The following is a 23,381-nucleotide window of genomic DNA, read 5'->3' as shown; positions in this document are numbered from 1 at the left end:
GTCAAAAACTACAATTTCGTGTACTTAAATGACAGTTTATTAATGAAATTGTGGACTATGCTTAGTTTGGGTTTCAATTTTTGAGGTGACTAAGTGGTAGACCTTTCTAGACGAAGACTTTTTGCACGCAAAGCGCAACCGGATAATTCGGTACGTCTTCCTTGGTTAGCAAAGCCAACTCAATTCACGGATGACTGCACTCGCTGTGGCAAATGCATCGAGGCATGTGAAACCAAGATTATAACCAAAAGCGACGGCGGTTTTCCTGCAGTCGATTTTTCTATTGATGAATGCACATTTTGTTACCAATGCGCCGAGGCTTGCCCAGAGCCACTGTTTTTAGCAGAAGCGGAGCAACCTTGGCAGGCAAAAGCGAGCATCACCGATAGCTGTTTAGCAAAACAAGATGTCGAATGCCGAAGCTGTGGGGACATGTGCGACCCGATGGCGATTAAGTTCAAGTTAGAACTTGGCAAAGTAGCACAACCAAATTTAGACCTTGATGAGTGTAACGGCTGCGGCGCCTGTGTTTCAGTGTGCCCTACTTCATCCATCAATGTGAGCAATATAACAGCCTAGCCGTTAGTGGTCGGCGCGATAGGCGATAAAACGAGAGAGATGTATGTCACTAAACGAAGTGCACATTTCGAGTCTGGTAGTCCATGTTCTGCCTGAACATTTGGCTGAAGTTAAAACCCAGATTGAAGCGTACGAAAACGCAGAAATCTACGGTGACAGCCCAGAAGGCAAAATCGTGGTGGTGCTAGAAACTGAGAATCAAGGTTTCATCACCGACACTATCGATGCGATTAATAATTTACCGAATGTCTTGAGCACAGTATTGGTTTATCACCAAATCGAAACTGGGCTTGAAGAAACGGAAGAAGAAGACACTGGAACACAACATTCCCAAATCGAGGGTGAAGTATGAAAATGACAAGACGTGCGTTTGTGAAAGCAAACGCGGCTGCATCAGCTGCTGCTGTCGCAGGTATCACACTACCAGCTTCTGCAACCAATCTGATTGCAAGCTCTGACCAAACTAAGATCACATGGGACAAAGCACCTTGTCGTTTCTGTGGTACAGGCTGTTCTGTTCTTGTTGGTACTCAAAACGGCAAAGTCGTGGCGACTCAAGGTGACCCTGAAGCGCCGGTAAACAAAGGTCTGAACTGTATCAAAGGTTACTTCCTTTCTAAGATCATGTACGGTCAAGACCGTCTGACTCAGCCTCTTCTACGTATGAAAGATGGCAAATACAGCAAAGACGGTGACTTCGCTCCTGTATCTTGGGACACCGCTTTCGATATCATGGCTGAGAAATGGAAAGCTTCTCTAGAGAAGAAAGGTCCAACAAGCATCGGTATGTTCGGTTCTGGTCAATGGACAGTAATGGAAGGTTATGCCGCAGCCAAAATGATGAAAGCAGGCTTCCGTTCAAACAATATCGATCCGAACGCGCGTCACTGTATGGCATCTGCAGTAGTAGGCTTCATGCGTGCATTTGGTATCGATGAACCAATGGGTTGTTACGACGACTTCGAGAACGCTGACTCATTCGTTCTTTGGGGTTCAAACATGGCAGAAATGCACCCAGTTCTGTGGACACGTATTACTGACCGTCGCCTAAGCCACCCTCATGTAAAAGTGAACGTGCTTTCTACTTACTACCACCGTTCATTTGAGTTGGCAGACCACGGCTACATTTTTAATCCTCAGTCTGACCTTGCGATTGCTAACTTTATCGCAAACTACATCATTCAAAACGATGCAGTGAACTGGGACTTCGTGAACAAGCACACGAACTTTACCAAAACAGACACTGACATCGGTTACGGTCTGCGTGACGATGACCCGCTACAAAAAGCCGCTAAGAACCCGAACTCTGGCAAGCTGACGTCTATCTCTTTCGAAGAGTACAAGAAGACTGTCGCGCCTTACACCGTAGAGAAAGCATCTGAAATCTCAGGCGTAGAAAAAGAGAAACTAATCGAACTTGCTAAGCAGTACGCGGATCCAAACACGAAAGTGATGTCTCTATGGACAATGGGTATGAACCAACATACTCGTGGCGTATGGATGAACAACTTGGTTTACAACATCCACCTACTAACCGGTAAGATTGCTACTCCGGGCAACAGTCCATTCTCACTAACGGGTCAACCATCAGCATGTGGTACCGCTCGTGAAGTTGGTACGTTTGCTCACCGTCTACCTGCAGACATGGTGGTTGCTAACCCTAAACACCGTAAAATCGCGGAAGAGATCTGGAAACTGCCAGAAGGCACCATCCCACCGAAACCAGGTTTCCACGCGGTACTGCAAGACCGCATGTTGCATGATGGCGTTCTGAACTGTTATTGGGTTCAATGTAACAACAACATGCAAGCTGGTCCAAACATCAACACAGAGCGTCTTCCAGGTTACCGTAATCCAGAAAACTTTATTGTTGTGTCTGACCCATACCCAACAGCAACAGCGCAAGCCGCTGACCTTATCCTTCCTACTGCAATGTGGATCGAGAAAGAAGGCGCTTACGGTAACGCAGAGCGTCGTACACAAGCTTGGTACCAACAAGTAGAGACCATCGGTGATGCAAAATCTGACCTTTGGCAGGTAATGGAATTCTCTAAACGCTTCAAGATGGAAGAAGTGTGGCCAGAAGAGCTTCTTGCAAAAGCACCAGAGTACCGTGGTAAAACCATGTACGACATGCTGTTCAAGAACGGTCAAGTTGACCAGTTCCCTATCGAAGAAGCTCGTGAACTAAACGATGATTCGCACCACTTCGGCTACTACGTTCAGAAAGGTCTGTTCGAAGAGTACGCAACATTTGGTCGCGGTCACGGTCACGACTTAGCACCTTACGATGTCTACCACACTGTACGTGGTCTACGTTGGCCGGTTGTTGATGGCAAAGAAACACAATGGCGCTTTAAAGAAGGTTCTGACCCATACGCTAAAGCAGGTTCAGGTTGGGACTTCTACGGTAATGCTGATGGTAAAGCGAAGATCATTTCTGCGCCTTACGAAGCGCCACCAGAAGTACCAAATGAAGAGTTCGACCTATGGCTATGTACAGGTCGTGTTCTTGAGCACTGGCACACAGGTACTATGACTCGTCGTGTACCAGAGCTTTACAAAGCTGTACCAGACGCTGTGGTTTACATGCACCCTGCGGATGCGAAAAAACGTAATGTACGTCGCGGTGAAGAAGTTCTGATTGCAAACAAACGTGGCGAAGTACGCGTTCGTGTTGAAACCCGTGGTCGTAACCGTCCACCTGAAGGCTTGGTATTCGTACCGTTCTTTGATGCCCGTATTTTGATTAACAAGCTGATTCTTGATGCGACTGACCCTCTGTCAAAACAGACAGACTTTAAGAAGTGTCCAGTCAAAATCACGAAAATTGCTTAACCGTCAAATAACGAATGCAAAGGCCGTCGACTCGGCGGCCTAAAAAGAATTTAAGCCATAAGGCGGAGATGAAATGATGAAAAAATACCTTATCGCACTTTTATCTGTAGGTGCTTTATTGACAGGCGTTGCACAAGCGGAACTGGACAATCCAGGTGGCACAGGCGGTCTAGACTCGCTACGCGGCACTGCGCAACTTGAAGACACTCGCCCTGCAGATGATTTTAAAGACTTTCCCAAAGACCAGATCGTTGCAGACAGCTTTGTATATCAGCCGCCACTGATCCCTCATAGCATCCGTAACTACGAAGTGTCTTTGAACGCAAACAAATGTCTAGCATGTCACAGCTGGAAAAATGCTAAAGACGCAGGCGCTACCAAGATCAGTGTAACGCACTACGTTAACCGTGAAGACGCGGTACTAGCAGACATGTCACCACGTCGTTACTTCTGTTTGCAATGTCACGTTCCACAAACGGATGCTAAACCATTAGTGGAAAACGAGTTTAAGGCAGTCGATTCGCTTCAGTAATTGAAACGCGAGTACTAAGAGGTTACTTATGAAAATACTTAAAGCGTTTTGGAAGAGACTGTCGAGCCCGAGTAAAGCTGCCGCTGGTGTGGTTTTATTCCTTGGCTTCGCTGGTGGTCTTCTGTTTTGGGGCGCATTCAACACAGGTATGGAAGCGACCAACACAGAAGAATTCTGTTCTGGCTGTCACGCTCCTATCGTCGCTGAAATTCAAGAAACGATTCACTACTCGAACCGTTCTGGTGTTCGTGCAATCTGTTCTGATTGTCACGTACCACACGAATGGACCGATAAGATCGTTCGTAAAGTTCAAGCGTCTAAAGAGTTGTTTGCTCACTTCGTAACGAAGACGATCGATACGCCGGAGAAATTCCAAGCTCGTCGTGAACACTTAGCGGAACGTGAGTGGGCGCGTATGAAGAAGAATGATTCTCTTGAATGTCGTAACTGTCACCAGTTTGATTACATGGACTACTCGCAGCAGGGTAAACGAGCGGCAGCTCAACACTCTACCGCTCTGGCTTCAGGCGATAAAACTTGTGTAGACTGTCATAAAGGTATCGCACACAAACTGCCTGACATGCACGGTGTTGAAGGCTGGCAATAAGGAGAAACATAGACAATGAGTAATCTTGAATCCTTTATCTGGCACTTCCTTGGATACAGCGCAATGCCAGTCATTATTCTTTCCGGCTTTGTCGGAGTAGCAGCAATCTCTCTATGGCTACTCTCACTAGGTAAGGATAAAGAGGTGTAATTCACCTCGAACCAGTCAACTTTTTTGCCTATTTTGTTGACGGAAAACGCCGAGCATTTGCTTGGCGTTTTTTCTTTCTACGTTTCCAACCAAAGCACCAAACCCAATACTCTCTGACGGCTTATGGAGGTTCTCACACTTGCTTGTTGTGATGATTCTTTGCTCCTTGCGAAGCAAAGCTTCAGACAGAAAAAAGGCGACCATTCAGATCGCCAAATAATACTGCTTGCGAGGAGCAGTCTAGGACTCGTTGATAGGCAGAACTTGTCGAACATACTGACCAGGAGCATCTTCAATAACCGGATTTTGCTCAGAACCAACTGGGAAAGGCTCAACTTGCTCTTTCGGGTTAAACTGCATCAACCATTGGTGCCAATGCGTCCACCAAGAACCTTCTTGATGATTCGCGTTGTTGAACCATTCGTCCGCCGAGTCATCAAGATTGTCGTTCAACCAATATCCATATTTGTTTTTCGCTGGGTGATTCACGATACCAGCAATATGCCCTGACTCACCTAAAACAAAGGTCTTATTACCACCTGTATTCAGAGCACCACGATACGTTCCTTGCCACAGTGCAATATGGTCTTCTTTGGTCGATACAAAATAACTTGGGATCTTAATCTTGTTGAGATCAATCCAAACACCGCCAATTTTAACACCCTTGTCTTGTACCAGCTTATTCTCCAAATAGAGTTCTCGCAGTAAGAAATTATGGCAAGCGGCGCTCACATTAGTGCTGTCACTGTTCCAATACAGCAGATCAAAATCAACAGGGCTATTACCTTTGAGGTAATTATCGACGTAATAGTTCCAGTACAAACTGTTTTCACGCAGCAGACTGAATGTCACGCTTAACGAGCGACCATCCATGTAACCCTTGGCGTTGTTTTGCGTTTCTATAGCACTGATGATTGTGTCATTGATGTATGCCCCAACCTCCCCCGGCTGAGAGAAGTCCAATAAGGTCGTAAAGAAGGTCGCAGACTTAATACGCTTCTTCATACGTTTCGCTGCATAGTAAGCTACGGTGCTGGCGAGAACCGTACCACCGATACAGTAGCCAGCTGCGTTGATTTGCTCTTGACCAGTAATATCCTCAATCGCAGTAACCGCTTTCGCTACGCCTTCGGTTACGTAGTCCCCAAACTCAACCTGCGCTTGTTCTTTACCCGGATTGCGCCAAGACATCATAAATACGCTATGACCTTGCTCTAATAACCAACGAACCATTGAGTTTTTCGCCGTTAGGTCAAGGATGTAGTACTTATTGATGAACGGTGGAACGATTAATAGCGGTGTCGCATTCACTTTTTCCGTCAAGGGACGGTACTGAATCAGCTCAAACAATTCGTTTTGGAACACAACATCGCCCGCAGTCGTCGCTACATCATCCCCAACGCGAAACGCATTGTTGTTGGTCATGCGTACTTTGAGAATGTCGGCACTCGACTCAACATCTTCTTTTAACTTCTCTAAACCCGTCAGTAGGTTTTCACCATTTTGCTCAAGAGTGAGTTTAAGCAGTTCTGGGTTGGTCGCGATGAAATTAGATGGAGAAAGTGCGTTGATAGCCTGACGAGAGAAGAAGGTAATACGCTCTTTCGTCTTCTCATCAAGACCTTCGATGGAATCGAGCGTGTCTAGATAGGTTTTACTAAACAACAAATATGATTGCTTGATGAAGCTGTACATGGCCTCTTGCTGCCAAGCATCATTTGAGAAACGCTTGTCGCCCTTCTCTGCTTCGATAAGTTGCGTTTGATTACCTGCGAGAGCCACATTCTGCCAAATTTGAAGCTGCTGCTCCCACCACTCTGCTTGCAACTTCAAAATTGCAGCGGGTTGGTTTGCCGCTTGTTCGAACAGTTTAGCAGTATCTTCAAAGTTCACTTCTTGCATGGCCTTGTTCAAAGGAGAATTCACGACTGCCTTGTTCACTTCGAAATCATGCCACCACTGTTGATTGGTTTCCTGAAGCTTTACAAGATAGTCCGAAAAGAAGTGTTGAAACATAGTCTTACTCCTATATTCGGAAAAAACAACGCCGCCCAAAAAGCGGGCGGCGCAAGCGGACGTATTACGCTGGAGTAACAGTCTTTAGGTTTTCCGAAGTCATTTTCTCAACGTCTTCTTTGAACTCTTTTGCGATAGATTGCAGCTTGTTGCTGTCGTCCATCATTTGCTGAGAAAGTTTAGTAAGAACGGTAAGTTGTTGGCTGTTGAAAGCCGTTAGAGAAGTCACGTCTTTGATTTCTGACGCTGCTTTCATTTGGTTTAGACCCACTTCGCTGTAAGTACGGATCGCGTTCAGTTGAAGCTCAGTAAGCACTTCTACGTTCTTTGTTACTAGCTTGTTGAACTTCAAGTATGGTTCTAGATTCTTTTCAGTTTGATCGCTAAAAGTTTTGAAGAAATCAGTGTACATGGTTTATCTCCTAGAGAAAGAATTAAAAATGTCCGTTTAAATAACTACTTAACTGCTTTTACAATCACAGCCGTGCCCATACCGCCGCCCACACAAAGTGAAGCAACCCCGTACTGACCGTCTTGTTTGTGAAGTTCATGAACCAACGTAACCAAAATTCGGTTACCTGATGCACCAAGTGGGTGACCCAATGCGATAGCACCACCATTAAAATTGGCTTTATCTTGAATCGAGCTTACTGGTACTTGGTTGGTTTCAGCCAGTTTATGAATCACGCCTAATGCCTGAGCAGCAAAGGCTTCGTTTAATTCATAAACATCGATATCGCTGGTTTTCAGCTCGGCTTTTTGTAGTGCCTTGTTCACTGACTCAACAGGACCAAGCCCCATAATTTGAGGGTCTAAACCAGATTGTGCGTAGCTCACTACCTCGGCAATTGGTGTTAAACCATGCGCTTGAACTGCAGTTTCTGAGGCCAAAATGATGGCACTTGCACCGTCATTAATGCCCGATGCATTACCTGCTGTCACTGTACCTTCTCGGTCGAACGCAGGGCGCAGCTTGCTCAAACCTTCAAGTGTGGCATTGGCTTTCGGGTATTCATCGGTGTCAAACACGACCGTTTCTCGACGCTGCTTAACTTCAACAGGAACAATTTCATCTTTGAATTTACCTGCCTCGATAGCCGCGACAGCTTTTTGCTGACTCGAAAGTGCGTATTCGTCTTGCTGTTGGCGAGACAACCCTACCTCTTTTGCAACGTTTTCAGCCGTCACTCCCATGTGGTACTGGTTGTAAACATCCGTTAAGCCATCTGAGATAAGGAGATCTTTCAGCTCCATGTGACCCATTTTGTTGCCATCTCGCACACTGCTAGGCACGATGAATGGGATTTGTGACATGACCTCAACGCCGGCAGCTACCACGACTTCTGCATCACCGCTGCGAATATGCGAAACGCCATCCATGACGGTTTTCATACCACTGCCGCATACCATGTTTACGCCGTATGCAGGGACTGACTCCGGGATACCTGCAAACAGTGCAGCTTGGCGTCCAACACCCATACCTTGACCGGCTGCAACAACGTTACCAACAATAACTTCATCGACCTTATCTGCTGCCAAAGAAGCTGCCTCAAGCGCACCTTTTATTGCTACTGCAGCTAGATTTCCTGCTGAGGTGTTTTTTAAGCTTCCACCAAACGCACCAATTGGCGTACGCTTTGCTGCAACGATAAATACTTTTTCCATCACTCTACTCCTTAGCTCATGTATAGGCCGCCGTTCACCGACAATGTTTCACCGGTGATGTATGCGCCGGCATCACTCACTAGGAAGCTTACTGATGCTGCAATTTCTTCTGGCGTTGCTAAACGCTTCATTGGGATTTGGTTGGTGATAGATTCAAGCACTTCCGGTTTCATCTGCTCTACCATTGGGGTGCCGGTGTATCCCGGAGCGATAACATTCACAGTCACACCAGAACGAGCACCTTCATATGCCAGAGCTTTTGAAAAACCAATCATGCCAGCCTTAGCCGCTGAGTAGTTTGCTTGTCCAAACTGTCCTTTCAAACCATTAACGGAAGAGATGTTAATGATGCGACCACCACCTTTTTCACACATAGTCGCGAACAAAGGTTGAGTCACATTGAACAAGCTATTTAGATTGGTGTTAATGACGTCATTCCAAGCTTGTGCAGTCATCTTTTTAAACACGCCATCACGTGTGATACCTGCATTGTTGATGACAACATCTATAGTCCCTTCTTCCTCAAGCAAAAGTGCCAGTTTTTCAGCACACTGCGTGGTGTTTGTCACATCTAATTCAAATAAGCGTACCTGATCTTTGGTAAACCCTTTTTCATTAAACCATTCCAAAGCACACTCATAATTACCTGTAAAATAAGTAGCAATTACTCGATAACCATCATTTACTAATTGAGAGGAAATAGCAGAACCAATTCCGCCTTTTGATCCAGTGATCAAAGCGACTTTCTTCATTGAAGACTCCATTCTTAACGGCATTAAAAAAGCGAATTAAGACACTGACGAAATGTTTCGCCAACTGACGTGTTAATTTATTCTTTTGGCAACAATTCCTCTGCTGCCTTTTATTTTAAGTTAACCTAGAAATATGACATTTCAAATAAAAAACTCATTCATTTGCATAAGATTGATTTAGATCTCATTCGGAATGAAATGTTATAAAAAAGTTAAACGTACATAAACCACTGTTTTAAAAGAATAAATACTAAAGACAATTTGATTATTAATTTTGTAAATCACTTTGCATTCAGTAAGTTATACGAATTTCTATCTATGTTGCATTTGCAAATGGTTTAAGATCATCTTTCATTTAGAAACTAATAGATCGCAATTAAATTATCGAGTCAATAGTTAACAAAGCTCAATCAATAATTATGAAATATATCATTAGCTTATATCCTACCTTGAGTATTTAATCTAAGTAAAACATGGTCAAAATGACATAAATACCAATTAAAAAATAATATAACTGGTAATTAAACCAACTAATTTCTACAACTAATTTATCTCATATTAATTTATAAATGATTTTATTTGGTGCAACAGCGCACTAATATGTCGCACACATTTAATTGTTATTTAAATTTTATTAAACAGTTGAATGTTAACCCTATACCTCCAACCTCCACTGTTTTTAGATGTGGCATTGAATGCCAGTTTGCACTATCTTTGATACTTCTTTATTTACTTACACACTCATCAATATTCATGAATACCGCCTTGTTAACTATGTTCATCCCTACCTTTTTCTTTGTATCCATTACACCTGGGATGTGTATGACGCTTGCCTTAACGTTAGGTATGAGTATCGGATATCGTCGCACCCTTTGGATGATGATTGGCGAACTGTTTGGTGTTGCTTTAGTTTCAATCTCTGCGGTGCTCGGTATCGCAGCCATCATGCTCACTTACCCTTGGCTCTTTACCGTACTAAAATTGATTGGCGGCGGTTATCTGCTTTATTTAGGGGTTGAGATGTGGCGCTCACGAGGCAAACTTGCCATTAATGTTGATAGCATTGATGTTCCTACTAGCGGTAACTGGGATTTGGTTTTGCAAGGCTTTGTCACCGCAATTGCAAACCCGAAAGGCTGGGCGTTCATGATTTCACTTTTGCCGCCTTTTATTGATCAAACTGCGGCTCTTGCTCCTCAGCTCATCGTGCTTGTTTCTATTATTTTGATGTTCGAGTTCATTTGTATGTCTCTTTACGCAACGGGTGGTAAAGGATTGAAGCGATTGCTAGGTCAATCCAAAAATGTACGCTTAATGAACCGAATCGCTGGCACTTTGATGATGGGAGTGGGTATTTGGCTCTTAATGGGTTAGAAAAAGCAGTATTGATGAAACAGGTCTAGTGATGAAAAACAAGTTATGAAGAACATTTTAAGCAGGCTCAAACAATCCTTTGGTGAGGTGTTGGATTTTCAAGCCCGAGTGTGGGTAGTGAACGTCTATGCTGGCGAACATAAAGGTGAGTCTTACGTGGTCAATGAGGACAGCTTTTCTGAACCGTTACAATGGATGAAAAAGAAGGGCTATAAAGGAGCAATGCTCACCAAAGTCGAGTCAATGAAGCGATCTCAGATCATCGAATTTGATTTAGGTTCAGTCAAGCATCGACTAATGCGCGTGAAGTAGCGTCCGATTCTATTTCTTTTCCCTTTTCCCTTTTCCCTTTTCCCTTTTCCCTTTTCCCTTTTCCCAGATAAAAAAGCGCCACTCAGAAGAGTGGCGCAAGCACTTTTACCTTAAACACCAAGTATTATGGTGCAGTGTCGATCTCTACTGGTAGGTAGTGTTTTGGTTCTAGCTTCAACCATTCAGGAAGCACCGTACCAATCGAGATTGATGACCACGTACCAGACAGTACGCCAATGAACATTGCGGTAGAGAAACCTGCCAATGCAGAACCGCCCATAATCCACAACGCACCAACAGTGATTAAAGTAGTACCTGATGTCACCATAGTACGTGAGAATGTCGCCAATACCGCTTCATCGTTGATCTGTTCTGTTTTCCAATTTTGCTTCGCAACAAGCAGTTCACGAATACGGTCAGCGATGATGATCGAGTCATTGAGCGAGTAGCCAAGAATCGCCAAAATCGCCGCAAACACCGTCAGGTTGAACTCCATTTGTGTAATCGCAAAGAAGCCCAATACTAAGATAACATCGTGCGCCAACGCGAATAGAGAGCCACTTGCCAGACGCCATTCAAAGCGGAAACACAAGTAACCAAGAATCGTCAGTACCGATACTAATAATGCTAAGCCACCTTGGTCGAACAGGTCCTGACCCACTTGAGCACCCACGATGCTGTTACTTACTACATCTACTTGATGTGAAATAGGCTTAAGTACATCTGCAACATTAGGTAATGTATGACCTTCTGCCGGTGCTGAGTAACGAATAACCCAACGACCATCTTCGCCTGAACGGGTTACAGATGTTGATTCACCAAGCTTTGGTTGCAGCGCATTAAGCAAATCATGGTTAGTCAATTGTTTATCGACTTTCACTTCAGTAACCATACCACCAGTGAAATCAAGACCTAGGTTTAACCCTTTCATACCCAGAGCAACCAGAGCAATAATCGTCAACACAACCGATACAGCTGTCGTGAAGTAACGAATCTTACGGATATTTTGTTTTAGCATTTCGACCATGATTAAACCCTCACATCACGACGGGCATCGCGGCCCCAAATTAAATTGATCATTGCACGAGAAGCGAATACGCCAGTAAACATACTGGTCATCAGACCCAGACCTAGCGTCAGCGCAAAGCCTTGGATTGGACCGTTACCAATCGCGTATAGAATCACGGCAGTGATCATGGTTGTGATGTTGGCATCAAGGATAGTAGCGAACGCGCTGTCGAAGCCTAAGTCGATAGCTTGTGCAAAACTACGACCTTCACGCATCTTGTCCTTAATACGTTCGAAAATAATTACGTTGGTATCCACCGCCATACCGACAGTCAATACCAAGCCTGCGATACCAGGAAGTGTTAGCACGGCGCCAGGAAGTAGTGCGATTAGACCAAGTAAGCAAAGCATGTTTGCACACAAAGCCACGTTCGCAACCCAACCAAGACGACGGTACCAAAGTGCCATAAATGTCAGTGTTAGACCCATACCAAGAGCAAGAGCTGCGAAACCGTTTTGGATGTTTTCTGCACCTAGAGAAGCACCGATTGTACGTTCTTCAACAATCGTTACCGGAGCGGTCAATGAACCCGCACGTAGAAGCAAGGCAAGTTGCTGTGCTTCATCCATGCTACCCGCACCAGTAATACGGAATTGGCTACCCAATTGAGACTGGATAGTTGCAACACTAATAACGCGCTCGCTACGCTCTGTCATACCACGTTCGTTAGTTTTGTACTCACGGTAGACTGTCGCCATTGGCTTGCCGATATGCGTTGCAGAGAAGTCACTCATCTTCTTACCACCAGCGTGGTCTAGAGAGATGTTTACTTCTGACATGCCCATTTTATCAACGCCCGCGCGCGCATTTACAATATGTTCACCCGTTAGTACTGGACGCTTAGCAAGAATCACTGTACGACCATCGTTGTCTTTCAGGACAAGGTCTTGGCTGCTACGTGCTTGACCTGCGTCTTTCACTTCGTAGAACGCAAGACTTGCTGTTGCGCCAATGACGTTTTTCGCTTGTGCAGGGTCTTGAACACCTGGTAGCTCGATACGAATGCTCTCTTTACCTTGGCGTTGTACCAACGCTTCAGTAATACCAAGCTCTTCGATACGACCACGCATGATCTTCAAGTTTTGTTGCAGTGTCGTTGTTTGGAATTCTTGGATGTTTTGTTCGCTTGGTTGAAGTTCAAAGCCACGATCTGAGCTTGTCATTGTCCAACCAGGGTAGTTTTGACGAATGAATTGGCTCGCCGCTTTTAAGCCCGCTTCGTTTTCACTATTTACTGCGATGTGGTTATGCGCTTCAGCACGAACTTGAACGCCACGTACACGTTGCTCACGCAGGCTCGCTTTGATCTCATCAACCAATGCGTCGCGCTGTTCTTCAAACGCTTTATTTACATCTACATTCAATAGGAATTGAACGCCGCCACGAAGGTCAAGACCAAGCTTGATTGGGCTGAAACCCATCTCGTTTAACCATTCTGGGGCAACAGACACGTATGAGAACGTGATGCTGTCATCTTTGCCTAACTGATCGTTAAGCAATACACGAGCCTTACTTTGCGCATCTTCACCATCAAAAACAATGGTGGTCTTACCGTCTTTTTCAATGATTTTAGAGGCTGGAATATGGTGCGTTTTTAACAGCTGGTCGAGCTGAACCACTGACATCGCACTGTTGTTTTGGTCAGCAAACGTCACCTGAATAGAAGGCTGCTCACCAAACCAAGTTGGGATGGCGCTAAGGGTTAAGATAATAACCGTCGTAATTAAAACGACGTATTTCCATGCTGAATAGTGATTCAGCACTTTTCTGTTCTTTTGTGGTTTTGGTGTTTTCTTCATGTAAACATCATCCCTTCACTGCTCAGTGAAGTTTTATTTAGTTAGATTCAAGACACGACAAAACGCTCACCTGAACAACATACAGGTATGGAATGCCCAGAGCTTCAGTTGCTCTGTTGAAGAATTGCCGTGTTAGAAATGCACAAAATGTGCAGAGTGATGGTGTTTAAGCAGAAAACTGACTATTGAGGGCGACGTACATCGCATTGGTTTCTTTCCAACCAGAAAGGCGGTGGTCGCTAACAAAGTGATTAAATGTCGATTGGCTTTGACGCCAGCTGATATCCATAAGGCTATAGGCATAGCCAGCATCAGCATAAAACGGGGCATTTAAATCGCCGATGAAATCAATGTGTTCATCGTCAATGTTCTCACGAAGGTGCGTTGTCCAACGTTGAGAATTAAAGATGGCAAACGAATCTTGGAAAGCATGACCTTCAGATACTGGAGATTGGGTGCTTTCCTCAGAGAGTTCTGAGAAATCAACTGGAGAGTTCGATGCAGAGTTGCTCGCCGTAAATGGCTGCAACTTAGAAAAGTGAGGTAAGTAGGATTTCTGTTCTGCTTGTGCAGCCGACGCCTGCATTGGCGATAAAGCCATTGCAAGAAGCAGCAAAAACAGTTTTCTAACGTAAATCCAAGGCATGGTAGCTCACTTAAAACAAAACGAGCCGAGTTCTTCAACTCAGCTCGGTGATAGTATTCCTATTGCTTATACTTAACAACTAAAAAGTTATAAATCTCTGTTTCCAACCGTGGAACGCAGTTGCCAGCAAGCCTTAAGCGGTATTCATCGATAAAATATTTCACCTTTATCGACATCCAAATAGATTTTGTTTTCTTGTTCCAAGCCACCGCAGTAGATGAAGTAAACATTGCGGGTTTTGTAAGTGACAGAACGCACCCACCCACCTAATTCTTCAAAATCACTTGGGTCGCAAGTCTCATCATCGAGCAGTTGCTGCGTTTTGTTACGAAACATATCGAGATGCGTTTTTAAATCGTCTGATTTTTGCAAATACCCATCAAGGATCTCCAAGCGCTCTTGCTCTTTGATGACAGGTTCTGAGTCTGATAATCCTTTTGAGTCTACCCACTCAGCGGTCTCTTCCCCACCCTCTTCATACACAATGTAATCCGTCAAGCGGAACCAGCCATTAGATTTCTCCAAAACCGATACCTTCTCACCTTTATACAGCGCATCAATAATCAACGCCTGATGATCTGGCTTATTGTAAACATCGATCCGGCGCTCAATCACATAGTACTCGGTGACCTCAGGTGCGGGCGCCTCAAGATCCATAATCGGTTTGGGTTTTTCTGCAGGTTCGGCTGGTTTCTCTGGCTCTTTTTCCTGTTCAGCGACAGGGTCGTCTTGCTGCATAAAGAAGAAGTAATACCCTGCGCCCGCTCCCCCTAACAAGAGCAAGACAACTATTAAGATCAAGGCTTTCTTCATATTCCGTTCCTTTTTCATTCCTTACGCAGTAAGCACCGTCACACTAACTATACTGATAGAGAGTGCATAACGGACGCAAAAACTAATCAACGAGAAAGCTAATTAGTGTGAAAACAATGATGAATAAGTTCAAATGGATATTGCTACTGCTTCCACTTCCTGCTTACGCAAGCATTCAGTGTGACCACGCATCATGGAATGACAATCTTACCCAATTCAACCGTTTAGAGTCCAATTACAATAGATACGTTGAGACATTCAATACGCTTCTCACTGAACACAAACAAAGACAACTGCTCTCTCAGACCTTCTCCCTACGTGAACTTACCTTGTTGTGGCAGGCACAAACTAACCAACGAGCTTTTCAAAGTCAGCTTAAGGCGTCGATTCAATATCGCGAAGAACTCACCAGTAAAGCGCGAGAGTTAGAGAAACTCAGCATTGAGTCAAATTGGATGGCAAACGGATGGCAAAAACTCGCAAGTAAATGTGAAATTTCTGATGCCACAGCCAACCAAATTAGCGCCGAATGGTATCAAACAAACGCTTCTCAACTCGCTAAAGATTATACGCAACTGGCAACACAATATCTTGGTTTAGCGCAGCTGTACGATAAAGAAGCCAACGCATTAAAATACGTGCAAAATGAATCTGACTAAGTCTGTTCATATTGGGATTGTTCCCTTTATTGAAATTGAGCAATTAATAGGCAAACAGGTCAATTTATAGAGAGGTACGTCACAATAACGCTTTACTTACGAGCAGATTTTGGGTAATTTACCCATTAACAAAATTTAATATAAAGTCACATTTGGCTGGAGATGATGCTAAACCAATGGTTATCAATCGATTAAGTAACAGGGATTGTCCTAATGCTACCAAAGCCAAGTTTTTGTCAGTAGTTAGGCATGTTAAAGAGTTCGGTTCAATCAGTGATTTGGACCTATGTAAAATCTTCGGAGAAACAATTTGGAGTGATGGGAGGGAATACCATTCAGCTGCTTTCTCTTTTAGGGTTGATAGACACACAGGTAACTGTGAGATCTCAAAATACAAATGCCAATAAGGCTTAAAAGACTATTCGAACGGAGACAGGAAACTGTCTCCGTTTTTTATTGTCGGTTATTTTGGCATCACGATGGTAAAATCATGATCGGAATAACCTTCAATTAGGTAACTTCTCTCACTCAGCAGCTTGCAATAACGCAGTACACCATCTTTGTTGTGAGACTCTAACATCCGCATGCTGGGTAACTTAGCCTCATCCAACAGATTAAACACACAAGCAATACTCGCAGTCTGATACATTTTCTCAATCATCTCGATTGTATGATTTGGGTTGGCAGATTGGTAATTGAGCGAGCCAGATGCAAATACATAGTGCGCTTTCGGCAAAATCAAGTTAGAGAAATCGCCCCGGATAAACTGCGTATCAGTAATGAAATGACGCTTGCGAGATTCCACGATAAACCGCTTTTGTTGATCAATGCCGATGTAATGACTGGGGCTATTGCCTTTTTGTTCTATATACGCCAACAAATCTCCATATCCACAACCAATATCAAGAATACTTTTGCCATTAAGGTCTAAATCCCGACATAAGGCTTCAAAGCGTGTGACTTGGCTGAAAGTGTCTTGCCACCCCAGCGTCCTGGCTCTGTCTTCGCCAAATTGTTTGTGTCTTTTTCGGTGATAATGTGCGATGCGTAATCTGTCGAGCCACTTCATGATTGCTTTGTTTGTTGGGTTTGTGAATAACCGTATTTATGAGTATACCCAGTAACTTCAAGATGCAGAATTCTGAGCATTGTCATTGATTCGAGGTCAAGGAAAACAACGCCGCGTCTACAAGACAAATCGTTCTCGAAGAACCTAGCATCTCAAGGTTACCTAGGTATAAATCGGTAAGTTACCATTTCCTTTCACTTGGCGAATCGCTAAGTGCGTATGAATATCTTTGACGTTTTCAAGGATCTGGAGTTTTCGCGTAAAAGCTTCATAGCCAGTGAGATCTCTACTCACCACTTCTAATAGATAATCGTACGCCCCAGAAACAACATGGCAGGAGATCACTTCTTCCATTTCGCTTACCGCTTGCTCAAATTCATCTATTGAACTGGCTTGGTGATTATTAAGGCTTACTTCAACGAATACCGTCATTGCAATTCCCGCTTGTTCGCGAGAAACCATTGCGCGGTAACCACTGATCACGCCTTCTTGTTCCAAGCGTTTAATTCTTCGCGCACAAGGGGAAGCGGAAAGCCCCACTCTATCTGCCAGTTCGCTTGTTGTCATTGTGGCGTCTTGCTGGATCAAATCCAATAACTGTCGGTCAATTTTATCCATCTTGCCTTCCTTGCCAGATTTCGCCATGATTTTTTAATTCCATGCCGAAATTCACTAAGTTCTAACTGTATTAAGTCATATTTTGCCACCATTGAGCGTCACTTTCATTCGATAATTAACACATTATTTACAAATAAACGGAACCTCCCATGGCATTAGGATACGCCGCAATCATCACAACGCTCTTTCTTTGGTCTGGTTTCTTTCTATCGCTACGTGGAGGCGCAATTTCAGCTCTTCAACCTGCCGATATTGCCTTAACTCGCTTTTTCATTCCGGCGTTGGTGTTACTTCCTTTCGTCCTCAAATCCATGGATAAAGCACGCGCAGTACCGAACAAATATCTTATCGGTATCGTCATAGGAAGCGGACTCCCTTACTTGCTCGTTGCTGGTACCGCTATGCACTTTGCCCCAGTCGCCCATGGCAGTGCTCTGATACCTGGCACTTTGCCTCTGTTTGTCTCTGCGATTGCGGTCATTTGTTACCAGCAACCTCTTAGCCAACATCGTATGGTCGGTTTGTCTGCTGTCTTACTTGGGATTATGGTGTTCCTGATGTCCAATCTCGGTGAAGAATACAACTGGGCACAATTAAAAGGGCACTTACTGTTTCTAGTCGGCAGCTTAATGTGGGCGGTATTTACCATCAGTGCTCGCGTTGCAAATTTAAGTGCTTATGTTTGCGCTGGGTTTGTTTCAGTCATTTCGTTTGCATTGCTGATTGTCGCTGTAGGTTTCGGTTGGTTGGATAGTTATTTAGCCATCACACCTATCACTGATTGGCCATGGAAAGAGCTTGTTGGTCATCTCGTATTACAAGGTATCGGAGCAGGTCTATTAGCATCTTTCACTTTTCTTTACGCAATCAGAACCATTGGAGCGGAAGCCAGCGCCGCATTCGGATCTCTCACACCAGTATTGGCAACCTTACTCGCAATGCCAGTGTTTAATGAGCAGCCTGATACCCTTACATGGTGTGCTTTAATATTGGTGACTTGCGGTAGTATCGTGGCGAGTAATATCCTGATGAAACAAGACCCTAATCAGAAATATCAGCCACCTGTTCACAGATAACAATAAAATTGCATAACTTTTTACAGGCACCTATTGAAAGCCAAAATAGCGTTTTGATAACCTGTTGCGATAATAAATTAAACGTCAGATGTTATGCCTTCAACTCATACAAAAGATGAACTGCATAAATTCCTAAAAACAGGGATGCGAATCTCGGTAAATTTCGAGTTCGGTCAGGAAGAAAAGTACATTTACGCTGCTACTTATTTAGGGCTTAAAGAAAACGCTTATATCATTCTCGACATACCCGCTCGGTTATTAGAAGAGCAAGCGCTAAGAAAACTCACCAATGTGGACGTTGTTATCCGTGGTGTGTCAGATACAGATCTGGGGCATGTGATTGCTTTTAAGACCAGTGTGCTGATGAACTTGGTCCGACCGTCTCCGTTATTGTTTGTACGGATTCCTGCCACCTTCGCGACGAAGCCTGTACGTGAGCATGAGCGTTATAAATTGCAATTGGACTGTGCAATAGACCACACTGGCAATAAATATGATGGCAGTTTGGTCGACTTCTCTCTTTCTGGCTGTGGAATTTCGACGTTGGTTGAACCCGAGTTTGAAATCGGTGAACGAATTACGATTGAATCCCCTTTAAGTGGCTATATCGACGAAGAAAACCACTGCTCAGTTGCCAATATTAAGAAGCTACCAAAAGGTTGGATTATAGGCGTGAAATTTGAGGTACCGCTTGATATGTCCGAAGAATTGAAGAATGAGTTACTAGAGCATTCTTTTTCAGCCAGCACAATTTAGGCTGCATGAGGTTCTCAACCGTAAAGAACTAAAAAGGGAGCATCATGCTCCCTTTTTAGTTCTGCATTACGTCCGTTCTAGCAAAAATCTCTGCTTAAAATCGACAAACGCTTCATGTAATGCGTTTTCTTTGATTGGCTTGAGCAAGACATAATTCGCCCCTGCCGCCATAAATGCATCACTAGTTTCTTTAGCTGTATCAGCCGTACAGGCATAAATAGGCGTACCAAGTCGCAAGTTCTGACGGATCTCATGAGTTGTTTCAATACCACCAAGATGCGGTAATTGATTGTCCATCAAGATAAGGTCATAAGTATTGTCCGCGAGAAACTCCATCGCCTCTAATCCATCTTTTGCCCAATCAACCTGCATTTTGTACTTCTTGCAGAACGCCTGAAGAATAAAGGCATTGGTGTGATTGTCCTCCACCAGCAACACTTTCAAACTCTCATCAAACAAAGCTTCAGGCTTAACGCGTTGGCTGACTTCTAACGGTCGGAATACACGCTCACGGTCTTTTACCGGCAATGTCACAACGAAAGTTGTGCCCATCCCTTTACTACTACGAACCTGAACATCGCCTTCCAACATATCGACAAGATTCTTAACGATGGTTAAGCCTAAACCACTACCACCGTATTCTCGTGTTGTTGTTGCTTCTTCTTGTACAAACGGTTCGAACATTTGGTCTAACTTGTCCGACTCAATCCCGATCCCCGTATCAGTAATTTCAACAACCAATACACTGTTCTCTGCACCATAAAATTGCTCAAGCTCGGCATGGATCCGGATAGAACCCGACGGAGTAAACTTGGCGGAGTTACTAACAAGGTTAAACAGAATTTGGTTGAGTCGAACTTGATCCGTAAAGATTTCGACATTCGGATCCAGTTTGTTTTCGATAACCAGCTCAACCCCTTTATTTGTACAGATTGGACGATAGATATTTTCCAATGTGCGAATCGTATCGGAGAATGAGAACGGGTGCTTCTGGATATTAAACTTACCTTGCTCTATCTTGGAGAAATCCAAAATATCATTCAGTACGGCAAGTAAGTGCTCACCACTGTGGCACAGAACATCAATTTGGTTCTTCTGCTCTTGAGTTTCTACCGTGTCTTTAAGCAATTGCGCAACACCTAAGATACCGTTAATTGGAGTACGGATCTCATGACTCATCTTCGCAAGGAAATCAGCTCTAGCTTGTGCAGACTTCTCTGCTTCTCTACGTGCGATATTACTTTGCTTTTCCGCTTCAATCAGAGTCGTAATGTCTTGCCCTTGCACAATGATGCCACTGATATCACCATCGACACGAATTGGTGATAGGTTCCAACGGTAAATCTTATTCCCAATTGGAACGTTGACGCCTGTTAACGTCGCACCTTGCGCTGCCATCTTCAGGTGAGGTGTCAATTTATCTTTGAAGCCTTGGAAGACAGGATGCATGGTTTCATTGTCATCTTCGATAACGAGCTCTTTGCGTGCTGCAGGGTTCATTTGGATAAGAACACTTTCCTCAGACCACACCATAATCGGTGATAACGCGAAGTTAAACAGGTCTCGGAATGACTTCTTCTGCGCCTCTAGTTCCTCAAAAGTACTTTCAAGAGTAGAGCCGATATGATCGAACTCTTCGATATCCGAACCATCAAAGCGCTCAAAGCCCTTTTCCTCACGCGCGGAACGAGTGTAGGACATCAGAGACTCCAACTGAGCCGCTACCTTACTCTCGATCCATTCTTTAGTGAGCAACGCAATCATGATCATACCGATGATAGAAGCCAACATTGCTAGGATATGTTGGATCTGCAACGTAACAACGCTTTGGTTATCCTGCACAGTAAGCAAGCATAACTCTGTCGTCACGGCATTCACTTCTATTGGAGTTTGAATCACTAGAAGTTTGTCGAGCCTTCTTTCTGAACCTTTGCGCTGCAAAATATCCGCAACATTGTATGGCTCGTCACCAATTAAGGAGTTAGCTAAAGGGACGTTATTCGCCACAAGGACCACATTGTCGACATTACTTTCGCTTTTTAGCTTCTCCATCAAAGCGAAGTTGTTATCAAGCACTACAACATTAAAAGAGAAGCCAAGCACTTCACCTGTCGCAGGATCCAACACTGGCACGCGACGCGTCAGCATATGTCTAGAACCAATAGAGGTCATCACATTAATGTAATACCAGTTATTACTAAAGGTGACTCGGTTCGCCAAACTGTCGAGGATAAGATCATTCACACCATAGAAATGTGCATTACCATCATCCCAAATGATGCCCTTATGATCGGTCAGAAAGCGAAACTCTGGCGTGTGCGATGGGTCACTTTGATCGATACTGAGAAAGAAAAAGTTAAGTGCATCAGTGTCGCGATTGGTGTAAAAGTCACGAATCACTTCACTTTTTGAGTTGCTGTCATGATGTATTTGAATCGCCGCAAAGTGACTATCAAATATATTGTGGATCAATGCAGAGGTTTGTTGCTTCGTTCTGTCGACTTCTTGCCAAATTATCTGTTTAGAGAAGTAATAGCTCTGAATAAAAATCCCTAGAATGATCGGAGCAAGAACAAGAATGATGATCTTTGTTATGAGCGTCGCCAGTGAGCGACGCTTCTTTATGTTTGATCGAGTTATTGTCATCAATTATCTGAATATCTAAATGCACGCTTCTTCAGCGTTTCGATTCTTTCCGGTGAATCAGCTTTGGTAACAATTTCAAAATCACCAGAATATACGGTTGGGACAGGTTTTCCTTCCAAATCCCACTTAATGGCTTCTGCCATGGCGATACCAGTATCATCATTCATACGCATAACAGTGATATCTAAGTCGCCTTTCTGAATAGCGTCAAGCTCTGCTGAACCACCGCCCCAACCGTTGATCATAACATCACTTCGCCCTAAATCTGCTAACGCCTCAACAGCGCCTAACGCAACATCAGTCGAGCACGCATAAATAAAATCAACATCTGGGTGCTTTTCTAAACTTGCTTTTGCAGCATCATATCCCGACTGCTTTGTTGCTTTAGTGTAGTACGCTGATTGTAGTTCAAAGTTATTATCACGGTTAACCTGATGAATAAACGTGTCACCTCTCACATCACTAATGTACCCTTCCGAGAAATAGAGCACACTGTAATAGGTGTGCTTTGGAAAGTACTTTCCGAATTCTGTCGCTAATTCACGGCTGCCTTCCGCGTGATCAAATCCGACATATAAAAACGGTTGATGTTTATCCCATTCACGCACTGGTGTCGTGATATTTTGTAAGATCAATTTGGTGTTTGTTGAATCAAGAACGTGTTCAACAAATTTGCGGTGTCTGGTTGTATCTAACGTAAAAATCAAATAATCGGATTTGCTCTTCAGCGCTTCCATTAACGACAAGCTTTGCTGCTTAATATCCGCATTAGGGCGTGTGAAAACTTGGTTGATCTGATAGTTGATATTTAGCTTGTCCAAGCGCTTTTCAAATGCCGCAATGTTTCTTACCCAGTAATCAGATACTTGCTGCCCCGGATAAACCACGGATATTTTAAGCGGACGCTTTTTGTTTTTAGAGAATGGTACAGGACGTTCACGAACGGCTTCTGCTAAAGCATTAGTGAGTTTTCGCTGCTGCGGGAATTCATCCAAGAACTCTTGATAACCCCAGTAGCCATTGAGCACTTGCGTTGCATGTGAAACAGGAGAGAAACCGACCATAGAAATCAGGGAAAATAGTAACGCTTTTTTCATCTGTTGCTCTTTTAGTTTTTTATGGAGCATGGAACTGCTCTATTTTATTACCTAGCCGAGTCATCCTTTACCCTATAATTCTGATATCCATAAATTGCCCGCTTCTATATAAATTTTTTTGATATTAAGCCTAGCAGGGCATCAATGTATTATGTGTTACTGTCGCCTGAAATGATACCCATAATAGACAAAAATAAACCGCCATTTGAAGGCGGTTTGCTCTCTAATACGCATAGTGTTAATTCAAATTGCCCAACATTGAACTAGCAGCACATATTTGGACTTTTTAGTTGATTAGAAGTTGTACA

At 43.8% G+C, this 23,381-nt stretch carries 24 protein-coding genes; 12 read left to right on the top strand and 12 right to left on the bottom strand.

The annotated features are described in order from the left end of the window. Positions 1-93 precede the first annotated feature (93 nt). The 6 genes from napF to NL647_RS02230 all read left to right on the top strand — a co-directional run bounded on the left by napF (position 94) and on the right by NL647_RS02230 (position 4,706). Positions 94-579 carry a ferredoxin-type protein NapF gene (gene napF / locus NL647_RS02255; protein ID WP_253649552.1) on the top strand — a complete coding sequence of 162 codons (486 nt, stop codon included), beginning with the start codon at positions 94-96 and terminating at the stop codon, positions 577-579. Between the two features lie 43 nt (positions 580-622). Beyond that, positions 623-931: a chaperone NapD gene (locus NL647_RS02250; protein WP_005453631.1), complete on the top strand. Its 309-nt coding sequence runs from the start codon at positions 623-625 to the stop codon at positions 929-931. Continuing rightward, positions 928-3,417, top strand: a complete 2,490-nt coding sequence (napA, locus tag NL647_RS02245; RefSeq protein WP_005453626.1) for a periplasmic nitrate reductase subunit alpha — start codon at positions 928-930, stop codon at positions 3,415-3,417. The genes NL647_RS02250 and napA overlap by 4 nt, the downstream gene beginning before the upstream one ends. Before the next feature lie 76 nt (positions 3,418-3,493). Then, on the top strand, positions 3,494-3,949 hold the full coding sequence (locus NL647_RS02240) for a nitrate reductase cytochrome c-type subunit (protein ID WP_005453623.1): 456 nt from the start codon (positions 3,494-3,496) through the stop codon (positions 3,947-3,949). Positions 3,950-3,977: 28 nt separating this feature from the next. Beyond that, positions 3,978-4,556: a NapC/NirT family cytochrome c gene (locus tag NL647_RS02235; RefSeq protein ID WP_005453621.1), complete on the top strand. Its 579-nt coding sequence runs from the start codon at positions 3,978-3,980 to the stop codon at positions 4,554-4,556. A gap of 15 nt (positions 4,557-4,571) precedes the next feature. Next, complete coding sequence (locus NL647_RS02230; RefSeq protein WP_005433365.1) at positions 4,572-4,706, top strand: TIGR02808 family protein; 135 nt, start codon at positions 4,572-4,574, stop codon at positions 4,704-4,706. A gap of 240 nt (positions 4,707-4,946) precedes the next feature. Here the strand turns inward: NL647_RS02230 and phaC are convergent, their stop codons facing one another. The 4 genes from phaC to NL647_RS02210 form a co-directional block, all read right to left on the bottom strand. Continuing rightward, positions 4,947-6,722, bottom strand: coding sequence for a class I poly(R)-hydroxyalkanoic acid synthase (gene phaC / locus NL647_RS02225; protein WP_017819305.1), 1,776 nt, complete (start codon positions 6,720-6,722; stop codon positions 4,947-4,949). 64 nt (positions 6,723-6,786) lie between these two features. Further along, positions 6,787-7,134 (bottom strand): phasin family protein, encoded by a 348-nt coding sequence (locus NL647_RS02220; RefSeq protein ID WP_005453608.1) that lies wholly within the window; start codon positions 7,132-7,134, stop codon positions 6,787-6,789. A 44-nt stretch (positions 7,135-7,178) separates the two neighbouring features. Beyond that, positions 7,179-8,387, bottom strand: a complete 1,209-nt coding sequence (locus NL647_RS02215; RefSeq protein ID WP_017188734.1) for an acetyl-CoA C-acetyltransferase — start codon at positions 8,385-8,387, stop codon at positions 7,179-7,181. An 11-nt stretch (positions 8,388-8,398) separates the two neighbouring features. Continuing rightward, positions 8,399-9,139, bottom strand: a complete 741-nt coding sequence (locus tag NL647_RS02210) for an SDR family oxidoreductase (RefSeq protein WP_005453606.1) — start codon at positions 9,137-9,139, stop codon at positions 8,399-8,401. Positions 9,140-9,892: 753 nt separating this feature from the next. Here NL647_RS02210 and NL647_RS02205 point away from each other — a divergent pair. After that, positions 9,893-10,513 (top strand): LysE family translocator, encoded by a 621-nt coding sequence (locus NL647_RS02205; protein ID WP_253649551.1) that lies wholly within the window; start codon positions 9,893-9,895, stop codon positions 10,511-10,513. A 45-nt stretch (positions 10,514-10,558) separates the two neighbouring features. Beyond that, on the top strand, positions 10,559-10,825 hold the full coding sequence (locus NL647_RS02200; protein WP_005453604.1) for a hypothetical protein: 267 nt from the start codon (positions 10,559-10,561) through the stop codon (positions 10,823-10,825). Positions 10,826-10,949: 124 nt separating this feature from the next. On the opposite strand, the gene secF is transcribed toward NL647_RS02200, so the two are convergent. The 4 genes from secF to NL647_RS02180 all read right to left on the bottom strand — a co-directional run bounded on the left by secF (position 10,950) and on the right by NL647_RS02180 (position 15,152). Next, positions 10,950-11,852, bottom strand: coding sequence for a protein translocase subunit SecF (secF, locus tag NL647_RS02195; protein ID WP_005453603.1), 903 nt, complete (start codon positions 11,850-11,852; stop codon positions 10,950-10,952). A gap of 2 nt (positions 11,853-11,854) precedes the next feature. After that, on the bottom strand, positions 11,855-13,693 hold the full coding sequence (gene secD, locus NL647_RS02190) for a protein translocase subunit SecD (protein WP_009696225.1): 1,839 nt from the start codon (positions 13,691-13,693) through the stop codon (positions 11,855-11,857). 166 nt (positions 13,694-13,859) lie between these two features. Further along, complete coding sequence (locus tag NL647_RS02185; protein ID WP_009696226.1) at positions 13,860-14,339, bottom strand: hypothetical protein; 480 nt, start codon at positions 14,337-14,339, stop codon at positions 13,860-13,862. Between the two features lie 144 nt (positions 14,340-14,483). Then, positions 14,484-15,152 carry an SH3 domain-containing protein gene (locus NL647_RS02180; RefSeq protein ID WP_017819307.1) on the bottom strand — a complete coding sequence of 223 codons (669 nt, stop codon included), beginning with the start codon at positions 15,150-15,152 and terminating at the stop codon, positions 14,484-14,486. Between the two features lie 116 nt (positions 15,153-15,268). On the opposite strand from NL647_RS02180, the gene NL647_RS02175 reads away from it, so the two are divergent. Both NL647_RS02175 and NL647_RS27220 read left to right on the top strand, forming a co-directional pair. Further along, a complete protein-coding gene (locus tag NL647_RS02175; protein WP_017188730.1) occupies positions 15,269-15,811 on the top strand; it encodes a hypothetical protein in 543 nt (180 codons plus the stop codon). 176 nt (positions 15,812-15,987) lie between these two features. Next, a complete protein-coding gene (locus NL647_RS27220) occupies positions 15,988-16,218 on the top strand; it encodes a hypothetical protein (RefSeq protein WP_367618289.1) in 231 nt (76 codons plus the stop codon). A 56-nt stretch (positions 16,219-16,274) separates the two neighbouring features. On the opposite strand, the gene NL647_RS02170 is transcribed toward NL647_RS27220, so the two are convergent. Beyond that, on the bottom strand, positions 16,275-16,880 hold the full coding sequence (locus NL647_RS02170; protein WP_005453590.1) for a bifunctional 2-polyprenyl-6-hydroxyphenol methylase/3-demethylubiquinol 3-O-methyltransferase UbiG: 606 nt from the start codon (positions 16,878-16,880) through the stop codon (positions 16,275-16,277). Between the two features lie 162 nt (positions 16,881-17,042). Then, positions 17,043-17,498, bottom strand: coding sequence for an Lrp/AsnC family transcriptional regulator (locus NL647_RS02165; protein ID WP_005453588.1), 456 nt, complete (start codon positions 17,496-17,498; stop codon positions 17,043-17,045). A 149-nt stretch (positions 17,499-17,647) separates the two neighbouring features. Between NL647_RS02165 and NL647_RS02160 the strand changes: the two genes are divergently transcribed. Beyond that, the gene (locus NL647_RS02160; protein ID WP_253649550.1) at positions 17,648-18,574 is read left to right on the top strand and encodes a DMT family transporter; all 927 of its coding nucleotides are present in this window, start codon (positions 17,648-17,650) and stop codon (positions 18,572-18,574) included. Between the two features lie 93 nt (positions 18,575-18,667). Then, positions 18,668-19,330 (top strand): PilZ domain-containing protein, encoded by a 663-nt coding sequence (locus NL647_RS02155; RefSeq protein WP_047515332.1) that lies wholly within the window; start codon positions 18,668-18,670, stop codon positions 19,328-19,330. Between the two features lie 66 nt (positions 19,331-19,396). Here the strand turns inward: NL647_RS02155 and luxQ are convergent, their stop codons facing one another. Then, positions 19,397-21,976, bottom strand: coding sequence for a quorum-sensing autoinducer 2 sensor kinase/phosphatase LuxQ (gene luxQ / locus NL647_RS02150; RefSeq protein ID WP_005453581.1), 2,580 nt, complete (start codon positions 21,974-21,976; stop codon positions 19,397-19,399). Then, the gene (locus tag NL647_RS02145; protein WP_005453580.1) at positions 21,976-23,073 is read right to left on the bottom strand and encodes an autoinducer 2-binding periplasmic protein LuxP; all 1,098 of its coding nucleotides are present in this window, start codon (positions 23,071-23,073) and stop codon (positions 21,976-21,978) included. The genes luxQ and NL647_RS02145 overlap by 1 nt, the downstream gene beginning before the upstream one ends. Between the last annotated feature and the right edge of the window lie 308 nt (positions 23,074-23,381).

Source organism: Vibrio sp. Y29_XK_CS5 (assembly GCF_024181835.1).
In the GTDB taxonomy this organism is placed as follows: Bacteria; Pseudomonadota; Gammaproteobacteria; order Enterobacterales; family Vibrionaceae; genus Vibrio; species Vibrio harveyi.
This window is presented reverse-complemented; position numbering and strand designations above follow the sequence as displayed.

What these genes read in the sequence shown, in the direction of transcription:
- luxQ (WP_005453581.1), bottom strand. Translation starts at nt 21,976, where the DNA reads ATGACAATAACTCGATCAAACATAAAGAAGCGTCGCTCACTGGCGACG.
- NL647_RS02145 (WP_005453580.1), bottom strand. Translation starts at nt 23,073, where the DNA reads ATGAAAAAAGCGTTACTATTTTCCCTGATTTCTATGGTCGGTTTCTCT.
- napA (WP_005453626.1), top strand. Translation starts at nt 928, where the DNA reads ATGAAAATGACAAGACGTGCGTTTGTGAAAGCAAACGCGGCTGCATCA.
- NL647_RS27220 (WP_367618289.1), top strand. Translation starts at nt 15,988, where the DNA reads ATGGTTATCAATCGATTAAGTAACAGGGATTGTCCTAATGCTACCAAA.
- NL647_RS02200 (WP_005453604.1), top strand. Translation starts at nt 10,559, where the DNA reads ATGAAGAACATTTTAAGCAGGCTCAAACAATCCTTTGGTGAGGTGTTG.
- NL647_RS02215 (WP_017188734.1), bottom strand. Translation starts at nt 8,387, where the DNA reads ATGGAAAAAGTATTTATCGTTGCAGCAAAGCGTACGCCAATTGGTGCG.
- NL647_RS02165 (WP_005453588.1), bottom strand. Translation starts at nt 17,498, where the DNA reads ATGGATAAAATTGACCGACAGTTATTGGATTTGATCCAGCAAGACGCC.
- NL647_RS02210 (WP_005453606.1), bottom strand. Translation starts at nt 9,139, where the DNA reads ATGAAGAAAGTCGCTTTGATCACTGGATCAAAAGGCGGAATTGGTTCT.
- NL647_RS02160 (WP_253649550.1), top strand. Translation starts at nt 17,648, where the DNA reads ATGGCATTAGGATACGCCGCAATCATCACAACGCTCTTTCTTTGGTCT.
- secD (WP_009696225.1), bottom strand. Translation starts at nt 13,693, where the DNA reads ATGAAGAAAACACCAAAACCACAAAAGAACAGAAAAGTGCTGAATCAC.
- NL647_RS02170 (WP_005453590.1), bottom strand. Translation starts at nt 16,880, where the DNA reads ATGAAGTGGCTCGACAGATTACGCATCGCACATTATCACCGAAAAAGA.
- NL647_RS02220 (WP_005453608.1), bottom strand. Translation starts at nt 7,134, where the DNA reads ATGTACACTGATTTCTTCAAAACTTTTAGCGATCAAACTGAAAAGAAT.
- NL647_RS02175 (WP_017188730.1), top strand. Translation starts at nt 15,269, where the DNA reads ATGATGAATAAGTTCAAATGGATATTGCTACTGCTTCCACTTCCTGCT.
- NL647_RS02250 (WP_005453631.1), top strand. Translation starts at nt 623, where the DNA reads ATGTCACTAAACGAAGTGCACATTTCGAGTCTGGTAGTCCATGTTCTG.
- NL647_RS02230 (WP_005433365.1), top strand. Translation starts at nt 4,572, where the DNA reads ATGAGTAATCTTGAATCCTTTATCTGGCACTTCCTTGGATACAGCGCA.
- NL647_RS02155 (WP_047515332.1), top strand. Translation starts at nt 18,668, where the DNA reads ATGCCTTCAACTCATACAAAAGATGAACTGCATAAATTCCTAAAAACA.
- secF (WP_005453603.1), bottom strand. Translation starts at nt 11,852, where the DNA reads ATGGTCGAAATGCTAAAACAAAATATCCGTAAGATTCGTTACTTCACG.
- phaC (WP_017819305.1), bottom strand. Translation starts at nt 6,722, where the DNA reads ATGTTTCAACACTTCTTTTCGGACTATCTTGTAAAGCTTCAGGAAACC.
- NL647_RS02180 (WP_017819307.1), bottom strand. Translation starts at nt 15,152, where the DNA reads ATGAAGAAAGCCTTGATCTTAATAGTTGTCTTGCTCTTGTTAGGGGGA.
- NL647_RS02185 (WP_009696226.1), bottom strand. Translation starts at nt 14,339, where the DNA reads ATGCCTTGGATTTACGTTAGAAAACTGTTTTTGCTGCTTCTTGCAATG.
- NL647_RS02205 (WP_253649551.1), top strand. Translation starts at nt 9,893, where the DNA reads ATGAATACCGCCTTGTTAACTATGTTCATCCCTACCTTTTTCTTTGTA.
- NL647_RS02240 (WP_005453623.1), top strand. Translation starts at nt 3,494, where the DNA reads ATGAAAAAATACCTTATCGCACTTTTATCTGTAGGTGCTTTATTGACA.
- NL647_RS02235 (WP_005453621.1), top strand. Translation starts at nt 3,978, where the DNA reads ATGAAAATACTTAAAGCGTTTTGGAAGAGACTGTCGAGCCCGAGTAAA.